General features: G+C 70.7%; 15 protein-coding genes and 1 pseudogene. 5 read left to right on the top strand and 11 right to left on the bottom strand.

The genetic code is table 11. The features are described from left to right. Positions 1-102 precede the first annotated feature (102 nt). On the top strand, positions 103-1,077 hold the full coding sequence (locus tag GA0115233_RS20280; RefSeq protein WP_093721671.1) for a TauD/TfdA dioxygenase family protein: 975 nt from the start codon (positions 103-105) through the stop codon (positions 1,075-1,077). A 20-nt stretch (positions 1,078-1,097) separates the two neighbouring features. On the opposite strand, the gene GA0115233_RS20275 is transcribed toward GA0115233_RS20280, so the two are convergent. From GA0115233_RS20275 to GA0115233_RS20245, 7 genes are all read right to left on the bottom strand, one after another. Beyond that, entirely contained in the window at positions 1,098-1,958 is an 861-nt protein-coding gene (locus tag GA0115233_RS20275) for a YhjD/YihY/BrkB family envelope integrity protein (protein WP_093721670.1), read from the bottom strand. Positions 1,959-2,054: 96 nt separating this feature from the next. Beyond that, positions 2,055-2,657: a GNAT family N-acetyltransferase gene (locus GA0115233_RS20270; protein ID WP_093721669.1), complete on the bottom strand. Its 603-nt coding sequence runs from the start codon at positions 2,655-2,657 to the stop codon at positions 2,055-2,057. A gap of 45 nt (positions 2,658-2,702) precedes the next feature. Beyond that, entirely contained in the window at positions 2,703-3,200 is a 498-nt protein-coding gene (locus GA0115233_RS20265) for an HIT family protein (RefSeq protein WP_093721668.1), read from the bottom strand. Between the two features lie 66 nt (positions 3,201-3,266). Then, a complete protein-coding gene (locus tag GA0115233_RS20260) occupies positions 3,267-4,466 on the bottom strand; it encodes a glycoside hydrolase family 64 protein (protein ID WP_093721667.1) in 1,200 nt (399 codons plus the stop codon). A gap of 241 nt (positions 4,467-4,707) precedes the next feature. Continuing rightward, entirely contained in the window at positions 4,708-6,303 is a 1,596-nt protein-coding gene (locus tag GA0115233_RS20255; RefSeq protein WP_093721666.1) for a DEAD/DEAH box helicase, read from the bottom strand. 99 nt (positions 6,304-6,402) lie between these two features. Beyond that, positions 6,403-6,606, bottom strand: coding sequence for a cold-shock protein (locus GA0115233_RS20250; RefSeq protein WP_031486274.1), 204 nt, complete (start codon positions 6,604-6,606; stop codon positions 6,403-6,405). A gap of 187 nt (positions 6,607-6,793) precedes the next feature. After that, a complete protein-coding gene (locus GA0115233_RS20245; RefSeq protein ID WP_093721665.1) occupies positions 6,794-7,360 on the bottom strand; it encodes a dihydrofolate reductase family protein in 567 nt (188 codons plus the stop codon). 177 nt (positions 7,361-7,537) lie between these two features. Between GA0115233_RS20245 and GA0115233_RS20240 the strand changes: the two genes are divergently transcribed. Genes GA0115233_RS20240 through GA0115233_RS20225 form a run of 4 tightly spaced genes read left to right on the top strand, consistent with a single transcriptional unit; the run spans position 7,538 to position 10,432 of the window. Next, entirely contained in the window at positions 7,538-7,828 is a 291-nt protein-coding gene (locus GA0115233_RS20240; protein ID WP_093721664.1) for a helix-turn-helix domain-containing protein, read from the top strand. Continuing rightward, positions 7,825-9,309, top strand: a complete 1,485-nt coding sequence (locus tag GA0115233_RS20235) for a helix-turn-helix domain-containing protein (RefSeq protein ID WP_093721663.1) — start codon at positions 7,825-7,827, stop codon at positions 9,307-9,309. The genes GA0115233_RS20240 and GA0115233_RS20235 overlap by 4 nt, the downstream gene beginning before the upstream one ends. A gap of 37 nt (positions 9,310-9,346) precedes the next feature. Continuing rightward, complete coding sequence (locus tag GA0115233_RS20230) at positions 9,347-9,922, top strand: transcriptional regulator (protein WP_093721662.1); 576 nt, start codon at positions 9,347-9,349, stop codon at positions 9,920-9,922. Positions 9,923-9,955: 33 nt separating this feature from the next. Beyond that, positions 9,956-10,432, top strand: a complete 477-nt coding sequence (locus tag GA0115233_RS20225; protein WP_093721661.1) for a GNAT family N-acetyltransferase — start codon at positions 9,956-9,958, stop codon at positions 10,430-10,432. A 9-nt stretch (positions 10,433-10,441) separates the two neighbouring features. Here the strand turns inward: GA0115233_RS20225 and GA0115233_RS20220 are convergent, their stop codons facing one another. From GA0115233_RS20220 to GA0115233_RS20205, 4 genes and pseudogenes are all read right to left on the bottom strand, one after another. Further along, on the bottom strand, positions 10,442-11,089 hold the full coding sequence (locus GA0115233_RS20220) for a class I SAM-dependent methyltransferase (RefSeq protein WP_093721680.1): 648 nt from the start codon (positions 11,087-11,089) through the stop codon (positions 10,442-10,444). A gap of 18 nt (positions 11,090-11,107) precedes the next feature. Then, a pseudogene (locus tag GA0115233_RS20215) lies at positions 11,108-11,824 on the bottom strand (hypothetical protein); the annotation flags it as partial. Between the two features lie 113 nt (positions 11,825-11,937). Further along, positions 11,938-12,516: a sugar O-acetyltransferase gene (locus GA0115233_RS20210; protein WP_176711878.1), complete on the bottom strand. Its 579-nt coding sequence runs from the start codon at positions 12,514-12,516 to the stop codon at positions 11,938-11,940. Beyond that, positions 12,482-13,465, bottom strand: coding sequence for a LysR family transcriptional regulator (locus GA0115233_RS20205; RefSeq protein ID WP_093721660.1), 984 nt, complete (start codon positions 13,463-13,465; stop codon positions 12,482-12,484). Before GA0115233_RS20205 ends, GA0115233_RS20210 begins: the two co-directional genes overlap by 35 nt. Between the last annotated feature and the right edge of the window lie 44 nt (positions 13,466-13,509).

Raw genomic sequence — 13,509 nt, 5'->3', positions numbered from 1 at the left:
ACCTAGCCGAGACAGGCGCTCTCGCCAGGCCCGTCCATTCCTGTCACGATCTTGGGGGACCGGCGGCCACCGGGGCCGCCGCCGAGGAGGGACGGAGTGCGGATGACGACCGACCGGGCCACGGCGCAGGCAGCGGAGCCGATCGCGGGGATCGAGGTGAAACCCGCCGCCGGGCACATCGGCGCGGAGATCACGGGCGTGGACCTGGCCGCCGACCTCGACGACGCGGTGATCGCCGCGATCAGGGCGGCGGTGCTGCGCTGGAAGGTCGTCTTCTTCCGCGAGCAGCACCTCGACCACGCCGGGCACATCGCGTTCGCCCGGCGCTTCGGCACCCCCGTCGTCCTGCCGCGCCGCGGCAAGGCCTCCCCGCTCGGCTTCCCGGAGGTGGAGACCACCGCGGACCGGCTGGAACTCGGCGGCAGGTTCGGCATGGACCACGAGGAGTGGCTGCACCGCCGCAGGCACACCCTGCTGCGTGGCTGGCACTGCGACCACGGCGCCCGCATAGACCCGCCCGCCGCGACCATCCTGCGCGCCGACACGGTCCCGCCGTACGGAGGCGACACCACCTGGTCCAACCTGGCCGCCGCGTACGCGGGCCTGTCCGCTCCCCTGCGGGAGTTCGTGTCCACGCTCCGGGCCGAGCACCGCCTGGGCGTCGGCTACCAGCCCCGCCCCGGCGACGACGCCTACGTCCGCCACCTCCTCGACCACCAGATCGCCACCCACCACCCCCTGGTACGGGTCCACCCCGAGACCGGCGAGCGCATCCTGTACGTCAACGGCTACTACGTGGACCACATCACCGGCCTCTCCCGCGCCGAGAGCCAGGCCCTCCTGGACCTCCTCGTCGACCAGGCCGTACGTCCCGAGTACACGGTCCGTTTCCGCTGGGAGCCCGGCAGCGTGGCCTTCTGGGACAACCGCGCCACGATCCACCTGGCCCCGAGCGACACCGCGCACCTGGACCATCCGCGGATCATGCACCGGGTGATGCTGGCGGGGGACGTGCCCGTGGGCGTGGACGGCAAGCCGTCCAAGGCGCTGGTGGGGAGCGAGCCCGGGGTCTGGTGAGGGGCATGCCTCCCCGGCGGCTAGGGTGCGTCGCCCTCGCTCGGGTTTCCGTTCCGCTCGCTCCGGTCGCTGCGCCGGTTCCGGTCCTCGACCAGCACCGCCCCGATGATCACCGCGGCGACGACGGCGGCGGACACGACGATGAGCCAGGACAGCAGGGTGAGGATCAGACCGAGGGAGCCGTACTCGGCGAGGGCGCGGTTGAGGGCGTTGGGGATGTAGATGCGGGCCGTCAGCGCGAGCGCGCTGGTGGCGCCCGCGGCGAGCAGGGCGCCCGGCAGCAGGGACAGCCAGGGCACGCGACCGGCCAGCAGCAGATGCTGCGTCCAGAGCCACAGCCCGGTGCTGACGAGGAAGTACAGGACGACGCCGAGCCACAGCCCGGCGCCGAAGCCGTTGCGGATGGGCCCCTGAAGCAGCACGACGAGCACCATGACGATGAGCCACACCACCCACCGCCAGGCGGCGATCCTCGTCCCCGCATGCGGCAGCCGCCACGCCCGCTCGCAGACCCGGGCCATGGCCCGGCTGAAGCTGGTGGCGCCGATCAGCACCACGAGGAGCCCGATGAACCCGGTGGTCTGTTGCAGGCTCTCGTCACCGGGAGGGTGCTGGAGAACCTTGTTCAGCTCCCGGTCCGACTGACCGGACAGCCCGAACACGGCACGCAGCGAGTCCCGCATCTGGTCTCGGACGCTCTGCGGGGCGAACGCGGCGACGGCGAACAGCAGCGGTACCGCGGCCAGGAATGCCTGCGCCGCGATCCGCGTCGCGGAGTCCAGCAGATTCGCCGACAGCAGGCGCCCGGTCAGATCGCTGAGCACGGGGAAGCGCGCCTCGGCACGGGCATGCAGGTGCTTCAGCCGCGCCGTCCACGCCATGCCGCCTCCCGCTCGAACACCGAGCCGTCGAGGTCAGTCAAGGCGGGACGGCGGTGCGCGTCGAGCGGTACTGGGCCGATCGGGGTCCCGACGCTCCTACGCCTCGTCGGGGCGACCCCCGTGCCGGAACCACTCCGGCGCGAGGATCGACATCACCGTGGCGTCCACCCGCTCGCCCCGCCAGAGCAGCGCGTCACGCAGTACGCCCTCGGCGACGAAGCCCGCCTTCTCGTAGGCCCGGCGGGCTCGCGGATTGAACGCGTAGACCTCCAGGGCGATGCGATGCAGCCCCAGCTTCTCGAAGCCGTACCCGACGACGAGCCGGGTCGCCTCCGTCCCCAGACCGCCGCCGTACGTGCCGGGCACCAGGGCGATACGGAAGCCGCAGCTCTCGTTGGCCGGGTCCCAGCCGTTGAGGACGACCTCACCGACCACGTTCCCCGTCGCACGCTCGACCACGGCCAGGTCCAGCCGGTCGTCCTGCTCCTCACGGCTGCCGTACCAGGCCCGCAGCCGTCCCTCGTCGAGCCCGCCGTCGTCATGACTGCCGGTCAGCCGTGACACCTCGGGGTCCAGGAACATCGGCATCAGCGCGAGCACGTCGTCCGCGGTGACGGGCCGGAGCAGGACGTGCTCGCCGGTCAGCGTGGGCTTGGTGCGGAAATCCGGGCGCGGGGCGGGGCGAGCATGATCAACCATCGGTGCATTGTGTCTGCCGACCGGCATCGCTGTCGATGGCCGCCGTCACTTCCCCTCCGGCGGATGGTCACCGACCGCGGTCAGGTCCAACTCCCTGCCGATCGCACCCCGTACGCCGTCATGCTGCGGCCCGAGCCCGTACCGCTCGTCGTGCCACCGCTCCCGTGGATACAGCCACACGGGCAAGCCGACCAGTTCCGGCGGCTCCCAGTCGTACCGCGGCCAGATGTGGGCGTGCAGGAACGGGTCCCTGTTGCCGAGGATCTCCAGATTGATCCGGCGGAACGCGGGGTCCAGGTGCCGGCACGCCCGCTCGACCGCCTCGCCCAGGCGGTCCATGTCGGCGAGGAACGCCAGCCGTTTGGCTCTCGGCAAGTCGGACAGCCGCTCCACGGCGGGCTCGTCCACGAGGAGGACGGAGTATCCCGGCAGGAACTGAACGTCGCCGATCACCGCGAACCCCGCCTGAAGGCGCCGCAGTACCGTCGGATTCTCACCCCGCAGGGCAGCGCCGATGCGATCGTTGCGCCAGTCGTCAGCCATGGGGACAAACTACGTTGAGCGAAGTGATGCCCGCACGCGGGGCAAGGCCGCGTGCGGGCGCTCGGGTCAGCTCAGTGGGTCGAGTGTCAGGTACGCCTGGCGGGGGTTGCCGTCGTGGACGAGGGACTCGTGGTGGCCGACGTCGTCGAAGGCGAAGCCGTAGGCCTTTCCGTCGGCGGTCTGGGAGTGGATGATCCGTGAGTAGTGGTTGGTGACGGAGTCCTTGTAGAAGTTGGCCGATGACGGGTCGGGCTGGTTGGGGTTCGTCAGGAGCGTGGAGCGGTTGAAGCCCGCGCACAGGGTGCGGGAAATGGGGCCGCGCACCGCGTCGTTGGGGGCGTCGAGCAGCTTGTGGCAGCGGAAGATGCTGTCCGCGTCCGGCTTCTGGAAGCTGGTGACGACGGCGCCGGAGCTGTTGGTGAAGTGCATGACGTTGCCCGAGACACGGCCGTAGTACTTCGTGTTGGGCTGGTCGGCGAAGGGCGTGACCGTGAGCGTGGTGGTGGAGTACTTCTGCCAGACCCGGTTGACGTAGTCGCTGAGCACGGAGGCCGGGAGCCCGCCGGTTTCCAGGCCGTGGCCGGGGGAGAGGGCCCTGAGCACGGTGCCGTCGGGCGCGGTCTGGATCAGGTTGCCCCAGCCGCCGGGCTGCGCGCGCAGTGCGGCGTAGACGGCGTTGTACCCGCCGGCCTTGAGGCGCCCGGTGTTGACCGTGCTGCCGTCGCCGCGCTGGACGCCGACCGAGTACGGCACGGAGAACATGTCGACCTGGGTGCTGTTGAGCCACAGGCCGCCGTCGTTGAGCGTGTACTCGGACCAGTTGAACAGGATGTTGCGGTTCGGGTCGCTCGGATTCTGTACGGCGGGCTGGACCAGGCCGCCGGTCGTGAGGCGGAAGTCCAGCTTGCGGCCGTAGGAGAAGTAGATCCGGCCGGAGAACTTCGGCATCCGGATCGTCTTCGTCTGCCCGGGTGCGGGTCCGGCGATGGACGCGTCCGGCGCGGGCGTGGGCGGGACGCCTCCGGCGGGCCAGGGGTGGAAGGTGCCGTTCGCGTCGGCCCAGCCCTGCTGGCCGGTCGTCAGCGAGGTGCCGAGGTTGTAGATGTACACGGGCTCGCCCCGCCCGCTGCTGTTCTTGATCTGCACCGGAATCGTGGCCGGCACCGCGGCATCGGCCTCGCCCGGCGCCGCCCACGACAGCAGCGTGCCCAGCAGGGCGCCCGCCGCGGCCATGGCTGTGAGGGGATGCTTGAACCTTCGGAGCATGTTCGGACCTCCGTGGGGGTGGGAGTGGGGTTGGTCCGTACCTGCTTTGTGAGAGCGCTCTCAGCGTTGCGCCGGGATGTCCGAATGTCAACGAGTTGGGGCGCAGTTGTTGAACGGATGCCCGTGCTCAACCCCACCAGAACCGCCAGGAGTTGAAACCGAGGAGGGAGAGTCGGGGCTCGGAGGGCCGGGCAGCGGGCCCCCGCCCGCACGCCCGGTCCGAGCCGTCGTCGCTGTGGTCCTACGTCGCGGGGTTGCGGCGCGCACCGCGCCCGGCACTGGTGCCCTTGCCGCCCGCCGTTCGGCCCTTCGCGGCCGGTGCCGCCGAGGTCCGGCGTGCCGAGCCGCGCTTGGCGGCACCGGCCGCCGGGGTCTTGCCGCCCGAGGCCCGGTTGTCCGCGCCCCGGGTCGTCGCCGTCGTTGCCGCGCCACGGGCCCCGCTCCGTCGGCGCGACGAGCGGTTGCCGGACTTCCGGCCCGCCGTAGCCGCCGGCTTCGCCGGCTCCGGGACCTCGATCGTGACCGGTACGCCGGACGGCTCGCGGGCGCCTGTGATGGTGGCCAGTGCGGTGTCGCTGGAGGTGATGCGGGCGGTGCGGGGGCGGATGCCCGCGTGGGTCATGAGCTGGGTGACGTCGCGCTTCTGGTCGGGCAGGACCAGGGTGACCACGCTGCCCGAGCCGCCGGCGCGGGCCGTGCGGCCGCCGCGGTGGAGGTAGTCCTTGTGGTCGGTCGGGGGATCGACGTTCACCACGAGGTCGAGGTCGTCGACATGGATGCCCCGGGCCGCGACGTTCGTCGCGACGAGCGCGGTGACCTGGCCGTTCTTGAACTGCTCCAGCGTGCGGTTGCGCTGCGGCTGGGAACGGCCGCCGTGCAGGGCCGCCGCGCGCACCCCCACGGCCAGGAGCCGCTTGGCGAGCCGGTCGGCGGACCTCTTGGTGTCGAGGAAGAGGATGACCCGGCCGTCCCGCGCGGCGATACGCGTGGTGACGGCCTTCTTGTCGGTCTCGTCCATGACGTGCAGGACGTGGTGCTCCATCGTCGTCACCGCGCCCGCGGACGGGTCGACGGAGTGCACCACCGGGTCGGTGAGGAACCGCTGCACCAACCGGTCGATGTTGCGGTCCAGCGTCGCCGAGAAGAGCATGCGCTGCCCGTCGGGCCGTACCCGCTGGATCAGCTTGGTGATCTGCGGCAGGAACCCCATGTCCGTCATCTGGTCGGCCTCGTCGAGCACCGTGATGCGGACGTCCCCGAGCACGCAGTCCCCGCGCTCCACGAGGTCGTTGAGACGGCCCGGAGTCGCCACGAGGACCTCGGCGCCGCGCCGCAGCGTCCCCGCCTGCTTGGTGATCGACAGCCCGCCCACCACGGTCGCGATCCGCAGGTTCACCGCCGTCGCGTACGGGGCCAGCGCGTCCGTCACCTGCTGGGCGAGTTCACGCGTGGGCACCAGGACCAGGGCCAGCGGCGCCTTCGGCTCGGCGCGCAGTCCGGCCGTACGGGCCAGCAGCGCGAGCCCGAACGCCAGCGTCTTGCCGGAGCCGGTCCGTCCGCGACCGAGCAGGTCACGTCCGGCGAGCGAGTTCGGCAGGGTGGCGGCCTGAATGGGGAAAGGGGTGGTGACACCCTGCGCGGCGAGGGTTTTCAGCAGCCCCTCGGGCATGTCCAGTGCCGCGAAGTCCTCGACGGCGGGAAGAGCGGGAGTCGTGCTCTCCGGCAGCCGGAATTCCCTCGGTGACGAGGACGACGAGGACGGCGCGGACCGTGAGGACCGTGCGGGGGCTGCCGGGGACGAGGCGCGCCGGTTCGACCTCGGGGACCTACGGGACATGCGGTTCTCTGCCTTCCTGCTTCTTCCTGGAAACAGCACAGACCGAGGTCCGCACCACAGCGGTGCGGACCCCGGTCGAGCGGATACGCGTCAGAGCGATCAGGCGGGAACGATGTTCTCCGCCTGCGGGCCCTTCTGGCCCTGCGTGACGTCGAAGGTGACCCGCTGGCCTTCCTGGAGCTCACGGAAGCCCTGGGTCGCGATGTTGGAGTAGTGGGCGAAGACGTCGGGGCCGCCGCCGTCCTGCTCGATGAAGCCGAAACCCTTTTCGGCGTTGAACCACTTCACGGTGCCCTGTGCCATGACGTTCTCCTTCTGGTCGGCAGAGGCCCCATCCGGAGATGCCGGTAAAACAAATAATGCGCCCGAAGGAGTATTCCCGTCAGGCGCACATAGGTTCATGGGTACCACAACTGCAATACGAGAACAGTAGCACACGCACGCCGCGACGTGCGTGTGACATGGAAATCTTCTCAGCCGAGCGCTTCCTTCAACGCTTCGTCTCGTACGTACTCACGACCACGCCACCGGGAAATGTCCGTGTCTCCAGCAGATTCAGATTCACCCAGCTGTCGAGCCGGCTGAAGAACGGAGTGCCGCCGCCCACCAGAACCGGATACGTGGCGACCACGTACTCGTCGATCAGCCCGGCGCGCATGGCGGCCCCCGCGAGTGTCGCGCCGCCGATGGTCATCGGGCCGCCGTCCCCGGCCTTGAGCCGGGTGATCTCGGCGACCGCGTCGCCCCTGACGAGGCGGGCGTTCCAGCCGACCTCGTCGAGCGTCGAGGAGAACACCACCTTCGGCATGTCCCGCCAGTTCCGCGCGAACTCGGCCTCCGCGGGGCCGGTGCCGGGCTGCTGTTCCCCGGTCGGCCAGTAGGAGCTCATCGTCTCCCACAGCTTGCGCCCGTACAGCGTCAGGTCACTCGCCTTCTCGTAGCCGAGCCAGAACTCGAACAGCTCCGGGCTCGGCGGCCCGCTGAAGTTGATGTCGTCGCCGGGCGCGGCGATGTAGCCGTCCAGAGCCAGATTCATGCCGTAGATCAGTTTCCGCATGGGCCGGCCTTCCCTCCGTGGGTGTCCGATGTACAGACCAGCGTGGCCCCGAAAGTTCATCGGCGCGTGTACGGGCGCGTCGGTGAGTCGGCCGGGGACGCCCGGACATGCCGACGTGTCGTCATGCGCTATGCGCATGAGGCATGAGGTGTACGGGGTAAAGTCGCTGCTGTGAGTATGAGTCTGGATGATCGGGTACGGTCCGCGGTGGCCGCGCTGCTGCACGCGACCGGGGAGACACAGACGGAACTCGCCGCCGCGCTCGGCGTGAGCCAGGCCCAGGTGAGCCGACGTCAGTCCGGCACCGCGGTGTGGAGTCTCGCGGACTGCGACGCGGTCGCCGCCCACTACGGCATCGACGTCCTGGACCTCGTGGCGGGACCGACGCGCGCGTCCGAGGCCCTCCCGCCCGGTCGCCGCCGTACGACGAGCCGCTCGGCCGTCGTGCAGGAGGGGGGAGCCCGATGACCGACTTCGACGCGATCGACGCCCTCCTCGCCGAGGCCAGGAAGGACGTGCCCCTTCCGTCGCCCGAGGAGCGCCGCGCCCTGCGTGAAGGGCTGAACGTCTCCCGCCCACAGCTCGCCCAGGCCCTCGACGTCAGCCCCTCCACGGTCGCGGGATGGGAGTCGGGGCGCGAGCCCAGCGGTGAGGTGCGCGAGAAGTACGCGTACTTCCTGACCGGCGCCCGGGACAAGCTGGCCGCGGCCGAGCCCCGGCAGGAGTCCGCCTCCGAACCCGAGCCGGACGACGAGACCCTCGCGACCCCGGAGCCGTGCGTCCTGTGCGGGCAGCCGGCGCGGCACCAGGTGGAGGGGTTCCCACAGCACCTGGACCCGGCCGAATGCGGCACGGCAGGGGCCCCGGAGCCCGCGAAGAAGCCGAACCCTGACCGGCGCGACTCCGTATGCGGCACGGCAGCGGCCCCGGAGCCCGCGAAGAAGCCGAACCCCGAGGGGCGCGACTCCGTACGGGTCGTCCCCGTCGGCCGCCGCCTCAGGACCGCCGACAACCCCGACCTCATCGCCTCCGCCGTGGCCGCCGCGCTCGACGAGCACTCCGGTGATGTGGAGGCGGCGACGAAGGCGCTGGTGAAGCGGGCGATCCCGGATGCGATGGCGCTGCTGGACCACAGCCGCAAGGGCGGTCGCTACGACGTGATCGCCCACCCCTGGCTGCCCGACATCCTGCGCAAGCAGACCGCGCGCGGCGCCGACCAGATCTGGGAGGCACGCCCCAAGTGGGCCCGTCCCGAACTGCCGCCGGGGGAGCACGAGGTGACCGCGCTCGACCTCAACGGCGCCTACCTGTCCGCGCTCAAGACCCACCTCCCGCTGGGCCAGTTGGAGCACTCCACCGGCAACCACCACGACCGGCGCCGGGCCGGCGTCCACCTCATCACCCCGCCCGAGTGGGAACACGACGCCTACCTCCCCAACCCCATCGGCAGCCGGGACGAACCGGGGCCGCTGTGGGTGACCGAACCGACCCTGCGCCTGCTGCTGCGGTGCGCGAGCCCGGCGTACGGGCTGTGCGACCCGCCGGAGATCCACGAGTCCTGGACGTCCGGGTCCACCGAGGGACTGCTGGAGAAGTTCCGTGTCGCCCTCAAGGACGCCCGCGAACGGGCGATCGAGGAGGGCGACGACGTGACGCTGGAGTACGTGAAGGCGATGTACTCGAAGTTCGTCTCCACGCTGGGCGAGTCGAACTACAACCGAGAGTTGTACCGGTCGGACTGGATGCATCTCATCCGTTCGCAGGCGTTCGCCAACCTGTGGTGGAAGGCGCACCGCGCCTACGATCAGGGGCTGATGGTCGTGCGCGCCATGGGCACCGACGAACTGCATGTCATCGGCGACTGGCGTGCGGTCTTCGACGAAGGGCGCGGCGTGACACAGGTGAAGGTCAAGGACGTGTACACCGTGGGTACGCAGACCGGCGACTGAACCGGCCGGGCGAGGGACACGGAGCGAGGAGAGGGAAGTGCCGGAGAGGAACATCGAGTTCGGCAAGTACGGTGCCAGCGGCATCAAGGGGTACGAGGCCGCCGCCCGCCGGCTCGACGCGCTCGCCGGTTTCATCGCCACCCCGATCACCACGCGGCGCGGTCTGCTCGCCCGCCTGCACTACCTCACCCGGACCCCGCACGCCCGTCAGGCGGCCCGCCAGGCCGGACTCACCGTCACCGACCGCACGCTGAAGGCGTGGCTGGAGGGGCGGCGCAATCCGTTGCGGAAGAACCTCCAGAACGTCGAGGCCGCCTACCGCGCGGTCCGCCGTCACAACGTCGCCCGCTACCTGCTGGCCCGCCTCAACCGTCAGGGACGCGGCACCCGCGTGGAGTTCCACCCCCTGAACCAGTCCCAGGTCGACGGTCCGCGCCAGCGCGTGGTCACCTACCGCACGCTCAACGTGCGTCACTGGGACCGGATCGTCGAGGCCTGGGCCGCCGAGGACGAGGCGGCGCTGGACGAGGCGTGGGTCAGTGACGCGACCGTGGACCTGGGGTCGGAGTGGGGACAGTACGAATACGTCACCAACATCGGCTTCGCCGCGTAGCCTCTCAGGGATGTCCGCCACGAGGAGGCTGTTATGGACGTAGTGCTGCGCGAGGTGCAGGACACCGACCTGCCCGTTTTCTTCGCCCAGTCCAACGAACCCGAGGCGATCCGGATGGCGGCGTTCACCGCCAAGGACCCCTCGGACCACGACCGTTTCCAGGCGCACTGGGCGCGCGTCCTCGGCAACCCGGAGGTCATCATCCGCACCGTCGTGGGCGCCGACGGCGAGATCGTCGGGCATGCCTCCGTCTACGGCCCGCCCGAGGAGCGCGAGGTCACGTACTGGATCGGGCGCGACTACTGGGGCCGGGGTGCCGCCACCGCCGCGCTGCGGGGACTGCTCGCCCTCGAACCGACGAGACCCCTGTACGCCCGCGCGGTGGCGGACAACCTCGGCTCCCTCCAGGTACTGAAGAAGTGCGGCTTCGTCGTGACGGGCAGCGACCGGGACTTCGCCGAAGGGCGGGGCGAGGAAGTGGACGAACTCATCCTCACCTTGTCCGCCTGACGCCGTGGGTCAGCCCTTGCGGGCGAAGAGGTGGATCTCCCGGTGCTGCCGCCTGTCGGTCGGCTGGGGCGCACGCACCGTCCGGGCCACCTCGGTGAATCCGTGCTCCCTCAGCATCCCGGCCAGGTGATCCGGCCACCACCGGTAGGCCGGGGCGACGGCGTGATCGTAGACCTGCGAGGCGGGCGTCGGTCCGTCCGTCGCGGAGAACCCGAGCAGGAGCTGGCCGCCCGGTTTCAGGATCCTGCTGAACTCCCTGAGAATCGCCGGGAGTTCGGGTGGCGGGGTGTGGATGATGGACCAGCGTGACAGTACGCCGTCCAGGGCGCCGTCCTCGATGTCCAGCGCGGACATCGGGCCCACGTCGAAGCGCAGCCCGGGGTAGGCCCGTCGGGCGAGGTCGACCATGGCGGGCGAGGCGTCGACACCGAACGCCGCCAGTCCCGACTCGGCGAGATACGCCGTGACATGGCCCGGCCCGCAGCCCAGGTCCGCGACTCGACCACCCTCGCCCACGAAGTCGGCGAAGGCACTCAAGCAGGCGCGTTCCAGGGGGCTGTCCTGAAGCGAGTCGCGGAACTTCTGCGCGTAGAGCTCGGCGACGGCGTCATAGGCCTCGCTGGTCGCGCTGACGGAATCCTGCTCGGGTACGGCCATGCCCGTCACGATAGTCGCAGGGCGCATCAGGAGAAGATCCTCGCCCCAGGCGTCGAGTGTGGGGCCGAGGTTTGCCTCGCGTGCGTGGGGCTCGACCCGGGTGAAGAGGGCGCGTTGGAGGGCCGGGTCGCCGGTGGCGGTGATTCGGGTGATGGCTTGCAGGAGCGGGGCCGCCTCCCAGCCAGGAAGGGGGAACCGGTCCAGTTCCCATGCCAGGTACTTGTTGTAGGGGCGAGGCCGTCGGTCCAGGGCGAAGAGGAGTTCCAGCAGGAAGCCCATGCTGTCGGTCGCGTCCAGACGGGCGGCCAGGGGGAAGCCGTCGCGGGCGTTCTTCACCGAGCGGTAGAGGGAGTTGGCGTACGCGTCGAGCCACTGGGCGGCCGCCGCGCTCGCCTCGTCGGCGTCGCGGCGGCCCAGCGCGGCGACGATCCCGGCGATTTCGCCGTCGAGGTCAAGTACCACCCGGGCCCTGGACAGTCCGTAGCGCTCGAAGCCGTCGGTGCGACGGAATTCCTCGACCGTGGTCACGACGATGTCGAGGTCTGCGTCACGGTGGCCGTGGAGATCGCGGAGCGGAGTGTCGGCGTCCTCGAAGACGACGCCGTACACGTCGTGGTCCGAGTGTTCGGTGGCCGTGCCGTCGTGGGCCCGGGAGCCCTTGAGGACCAGTCCGGCGACGGCCGGGTCCTTGGTCGCGCGCTCGATCAGGGTCGCGTAGGTCAGGTCGGGGAACATGCTTGATCTCCAGGGGAGTTGAACGGACCGCACACAACGACCTGCCCTCCCGTCCGGTCGGCGGGAGAGCGGTCGCTCCGTCCGCGGCGGCCGTGGCGCCGCCGCCCTGGAAATCAACGCACGGTCGACACAGTACCGAACTCGCCCTGGCCCCACTGGCGTTGCACGGTCGCCTTCGCGCCGGTCACCAGGCTCGCCGCCGGGACATCGTCGGCGACCACCGCGCCGGCCGCGATCACCGAGTCCCGCCCGATGCTGACGCCGGGCAGGATCGTGGCACCGGCGCCGATCCACACGTTCTCCGCCACGTCGATGGGCGCGCCGGTGAGGTAGTGCCGGCGCTCCTCGGGGTCGACGGGGTGGCCGCTGGTGATGAAGGTGACCTTCGGGCCGACCATGACCCGTTCGCCGAGCCGAATGCCGGCGTAGTCGAGGAACGTGCAGTTCTGGTTGATGAACACACGCTCGGCGAGGTCGAGTCGCAGGCCGTGGTCGGTGTAGAAGGGCGGGTAGATCGTGACGCGCGGTGGCAGTGGTCGGCCGAGGATCCGCTTGAACAGTTCCGCTTTGGCGGCCTCGTTGTCGAAGGGGAGGACGTTCAGCCGGGAGGTCAGCGCGGTGACCTCCACGACTCTGGCCGCCATGGCCTTGAACTCGTCACTGTGGATGCGCATCAGTCGGTCGCCGGGCATGCCGCGACTCCTTCGGACGTACGGGCGGCGCCCAGGACGGGCGCCACACCGGCTCGGGGGGCTCGGGCAGGGTGTCGAGGTGGGTGAGGAGCGCCCGCAGTCCCGGGTGCGGGTTCGTCGCGGGGAGGAGGAGGGAGAGCGGGTAGGCCAGGACCGGATCCGTGATCGGGACACGGCGCAGGTCGTAGTGCGTCGGCCAGATGTACCGGTCGCGTGCGCCCACGAACGTCGCCACGTCCGCGGACTCCGCGAGCGTGTCCAGCAGTACCTCGTCCCCGAAGTGCGGGCCCGCCGCGTCGACGCGCAGGTCGAACTCGGTGGCCAACTCATCGTAGAACACCGCCCATTCGCTGCCCGGTGCGATGCCCGGCACCCAGATCCGGTGCCCGCGCAGCTGCGCCGGGGTCAGACGGCGGGCGGAGGCGAGGGGGTGTCTCGGGCCGACGAGCAGTTCCAGGGGCGAGTCGAAGGCGTGGATCATGCGGACGTCGGGCGGCAGTGCGCCCGGGTCGGTGACGGAACGGAACGACGCGTCGACCTCGCCTGCCGCGACGGCGGCGACGGCCACGCCCGGATCGGTGACCCGGAGCGTGACCACATCGAGGTCGGTGCCGGGGTGCGAGCGCCAGTACTCGTGCAGCACCACGGCCTGCGCGCTGCGCAGCCCCAGTACATCGATCCGCAGCGCCCTCGACCCCGGCCGCACCGCCGCGACGGCCCGCTCCACGGCGGCGACGACGCTCCGCGCATGGGGCAGGAACGCCTGCCCGTCGAGCGTCAGCTCCACCCCGCGCGCGGTACGGGCGAACAGCCGCACCCCCAGCTCCCGCTCCAGCCCGGCGATCCGCTTGGACACCGCCTGCTGGGTCACGCCCAGTTCCTCGGCCGTGCGCTGGAACCGCCCCAGCTCGGCGGCCCGGACGAAAGATCGGAGTGCTTCGGTGTCCACGGGAGCACCTTACGTACCCACAACCAATCGTTGTGGGTACGCCG

Origin of the sequence: Streptomyces sp. DI166, assembly GCF_900091315.1 — a bacterium.
GTDB lineage: Bacteria > Actinomycetota > Actinomycetes > Streptomycetales > Streptomycetaceae > Streptomyces > Streptomyces fuscus.
The sequence above is the reverse complement of the archived record's forward strand: the minus strand, read 5'-3'. Positions and strand labels throughout refer to the sequence as shown.

Coding starts and splice junctions, on each gene's coding strand:
- GA0115233_RS20225 (WP_093721661.1), top strand. CDS start 9,956: ATGGACGTAGTGCTGCGCGAGGTGCAGGACACCGACCTGCCCGTTTTC.
- GA0115233_RS20275 (WP_093721670.1), bottom strand. CDS start 1,958: ATGGCGTGGACGGCGCGGCTGAAGCACCTGCATGCCCGTGCCGAGGCG.
- GA0115233_RS20250 (WP_031486274.1), bottom strand. CDS start 6,606: ATGGCACAGGGCACCGTGAAGTGGTTCAACGCCGAAAAGGGTTTCGGC.
- GA0115233_RS20265 (WP_093721668.1), bottom strand. CDS start 3,200: ATGGCTGACGACTGGCGCAACGATCGCATCGGCGCTGCCCTGCGGGGT.
- GA0115233_RS20270 (WP_093721669.1), bottom strand. CDS start 2,657: ATGGTTGATCATGCTCGCCCCGCCCCGCGCCCGGATTTCCGCACCAAG.
- GA0115233_RS20240 (WP_093721664.1), top strand. CDS start 7,538: ATGAGTCTGGATGATCGGGTACGGTCCGCGGTGGCCGCGCTGCTGCAC.
- GA0115233_RS20255 (WP_093721666.1), bottom strand. CDS start 6,303: ATGTCCCGTAGGTCCCCGAGGTCGAACCGGCGCGCCTCGTCCCCGGCA.
- GA0115233_RS20280 (WP_093721671.1), top strand. CDS start 103: ATGACGACCGACCGGGCCACGGCGCAGGCAGCGGAGCCGATCGCGGGG.
- GA0115233_RS20220 (WP_093721680.1), bottom strand. CDS start 11,089: ATGGCCGTACCCGAGCAGGATTCCGTCAGCGCGACCAGCGAGGCCTAT.
- GA0115233_RS20235 (WP_093721663.1), top strand. CDS start 7,825: ATGACCGACTTCGACGCGATCGACGCCCTCCTCGCCGAGGCCAGGAAG.
- GA0115233_RS20210 (WP_176711878.1), bottom strand. CDS start 12,516: ATGCCCGGCGACCGACTGATGCGCATCCACAGTGACGAGTTCAAGGCC.
- GA0115233_RS20245 (WP_093721665.1), bottom strand. CDS start 7,360: ATGCGGAAACTGATCTACGGCATGAATCTGGCTCTGGACGGCTACATC.
- GA0115233_RS20260 (WP_093721667.1), bottom strand. CDS start 4,466: ATGCTCCGAAGGTTCAAGCATCCCCTCACAGCCATGGCCGCGGCGGGC.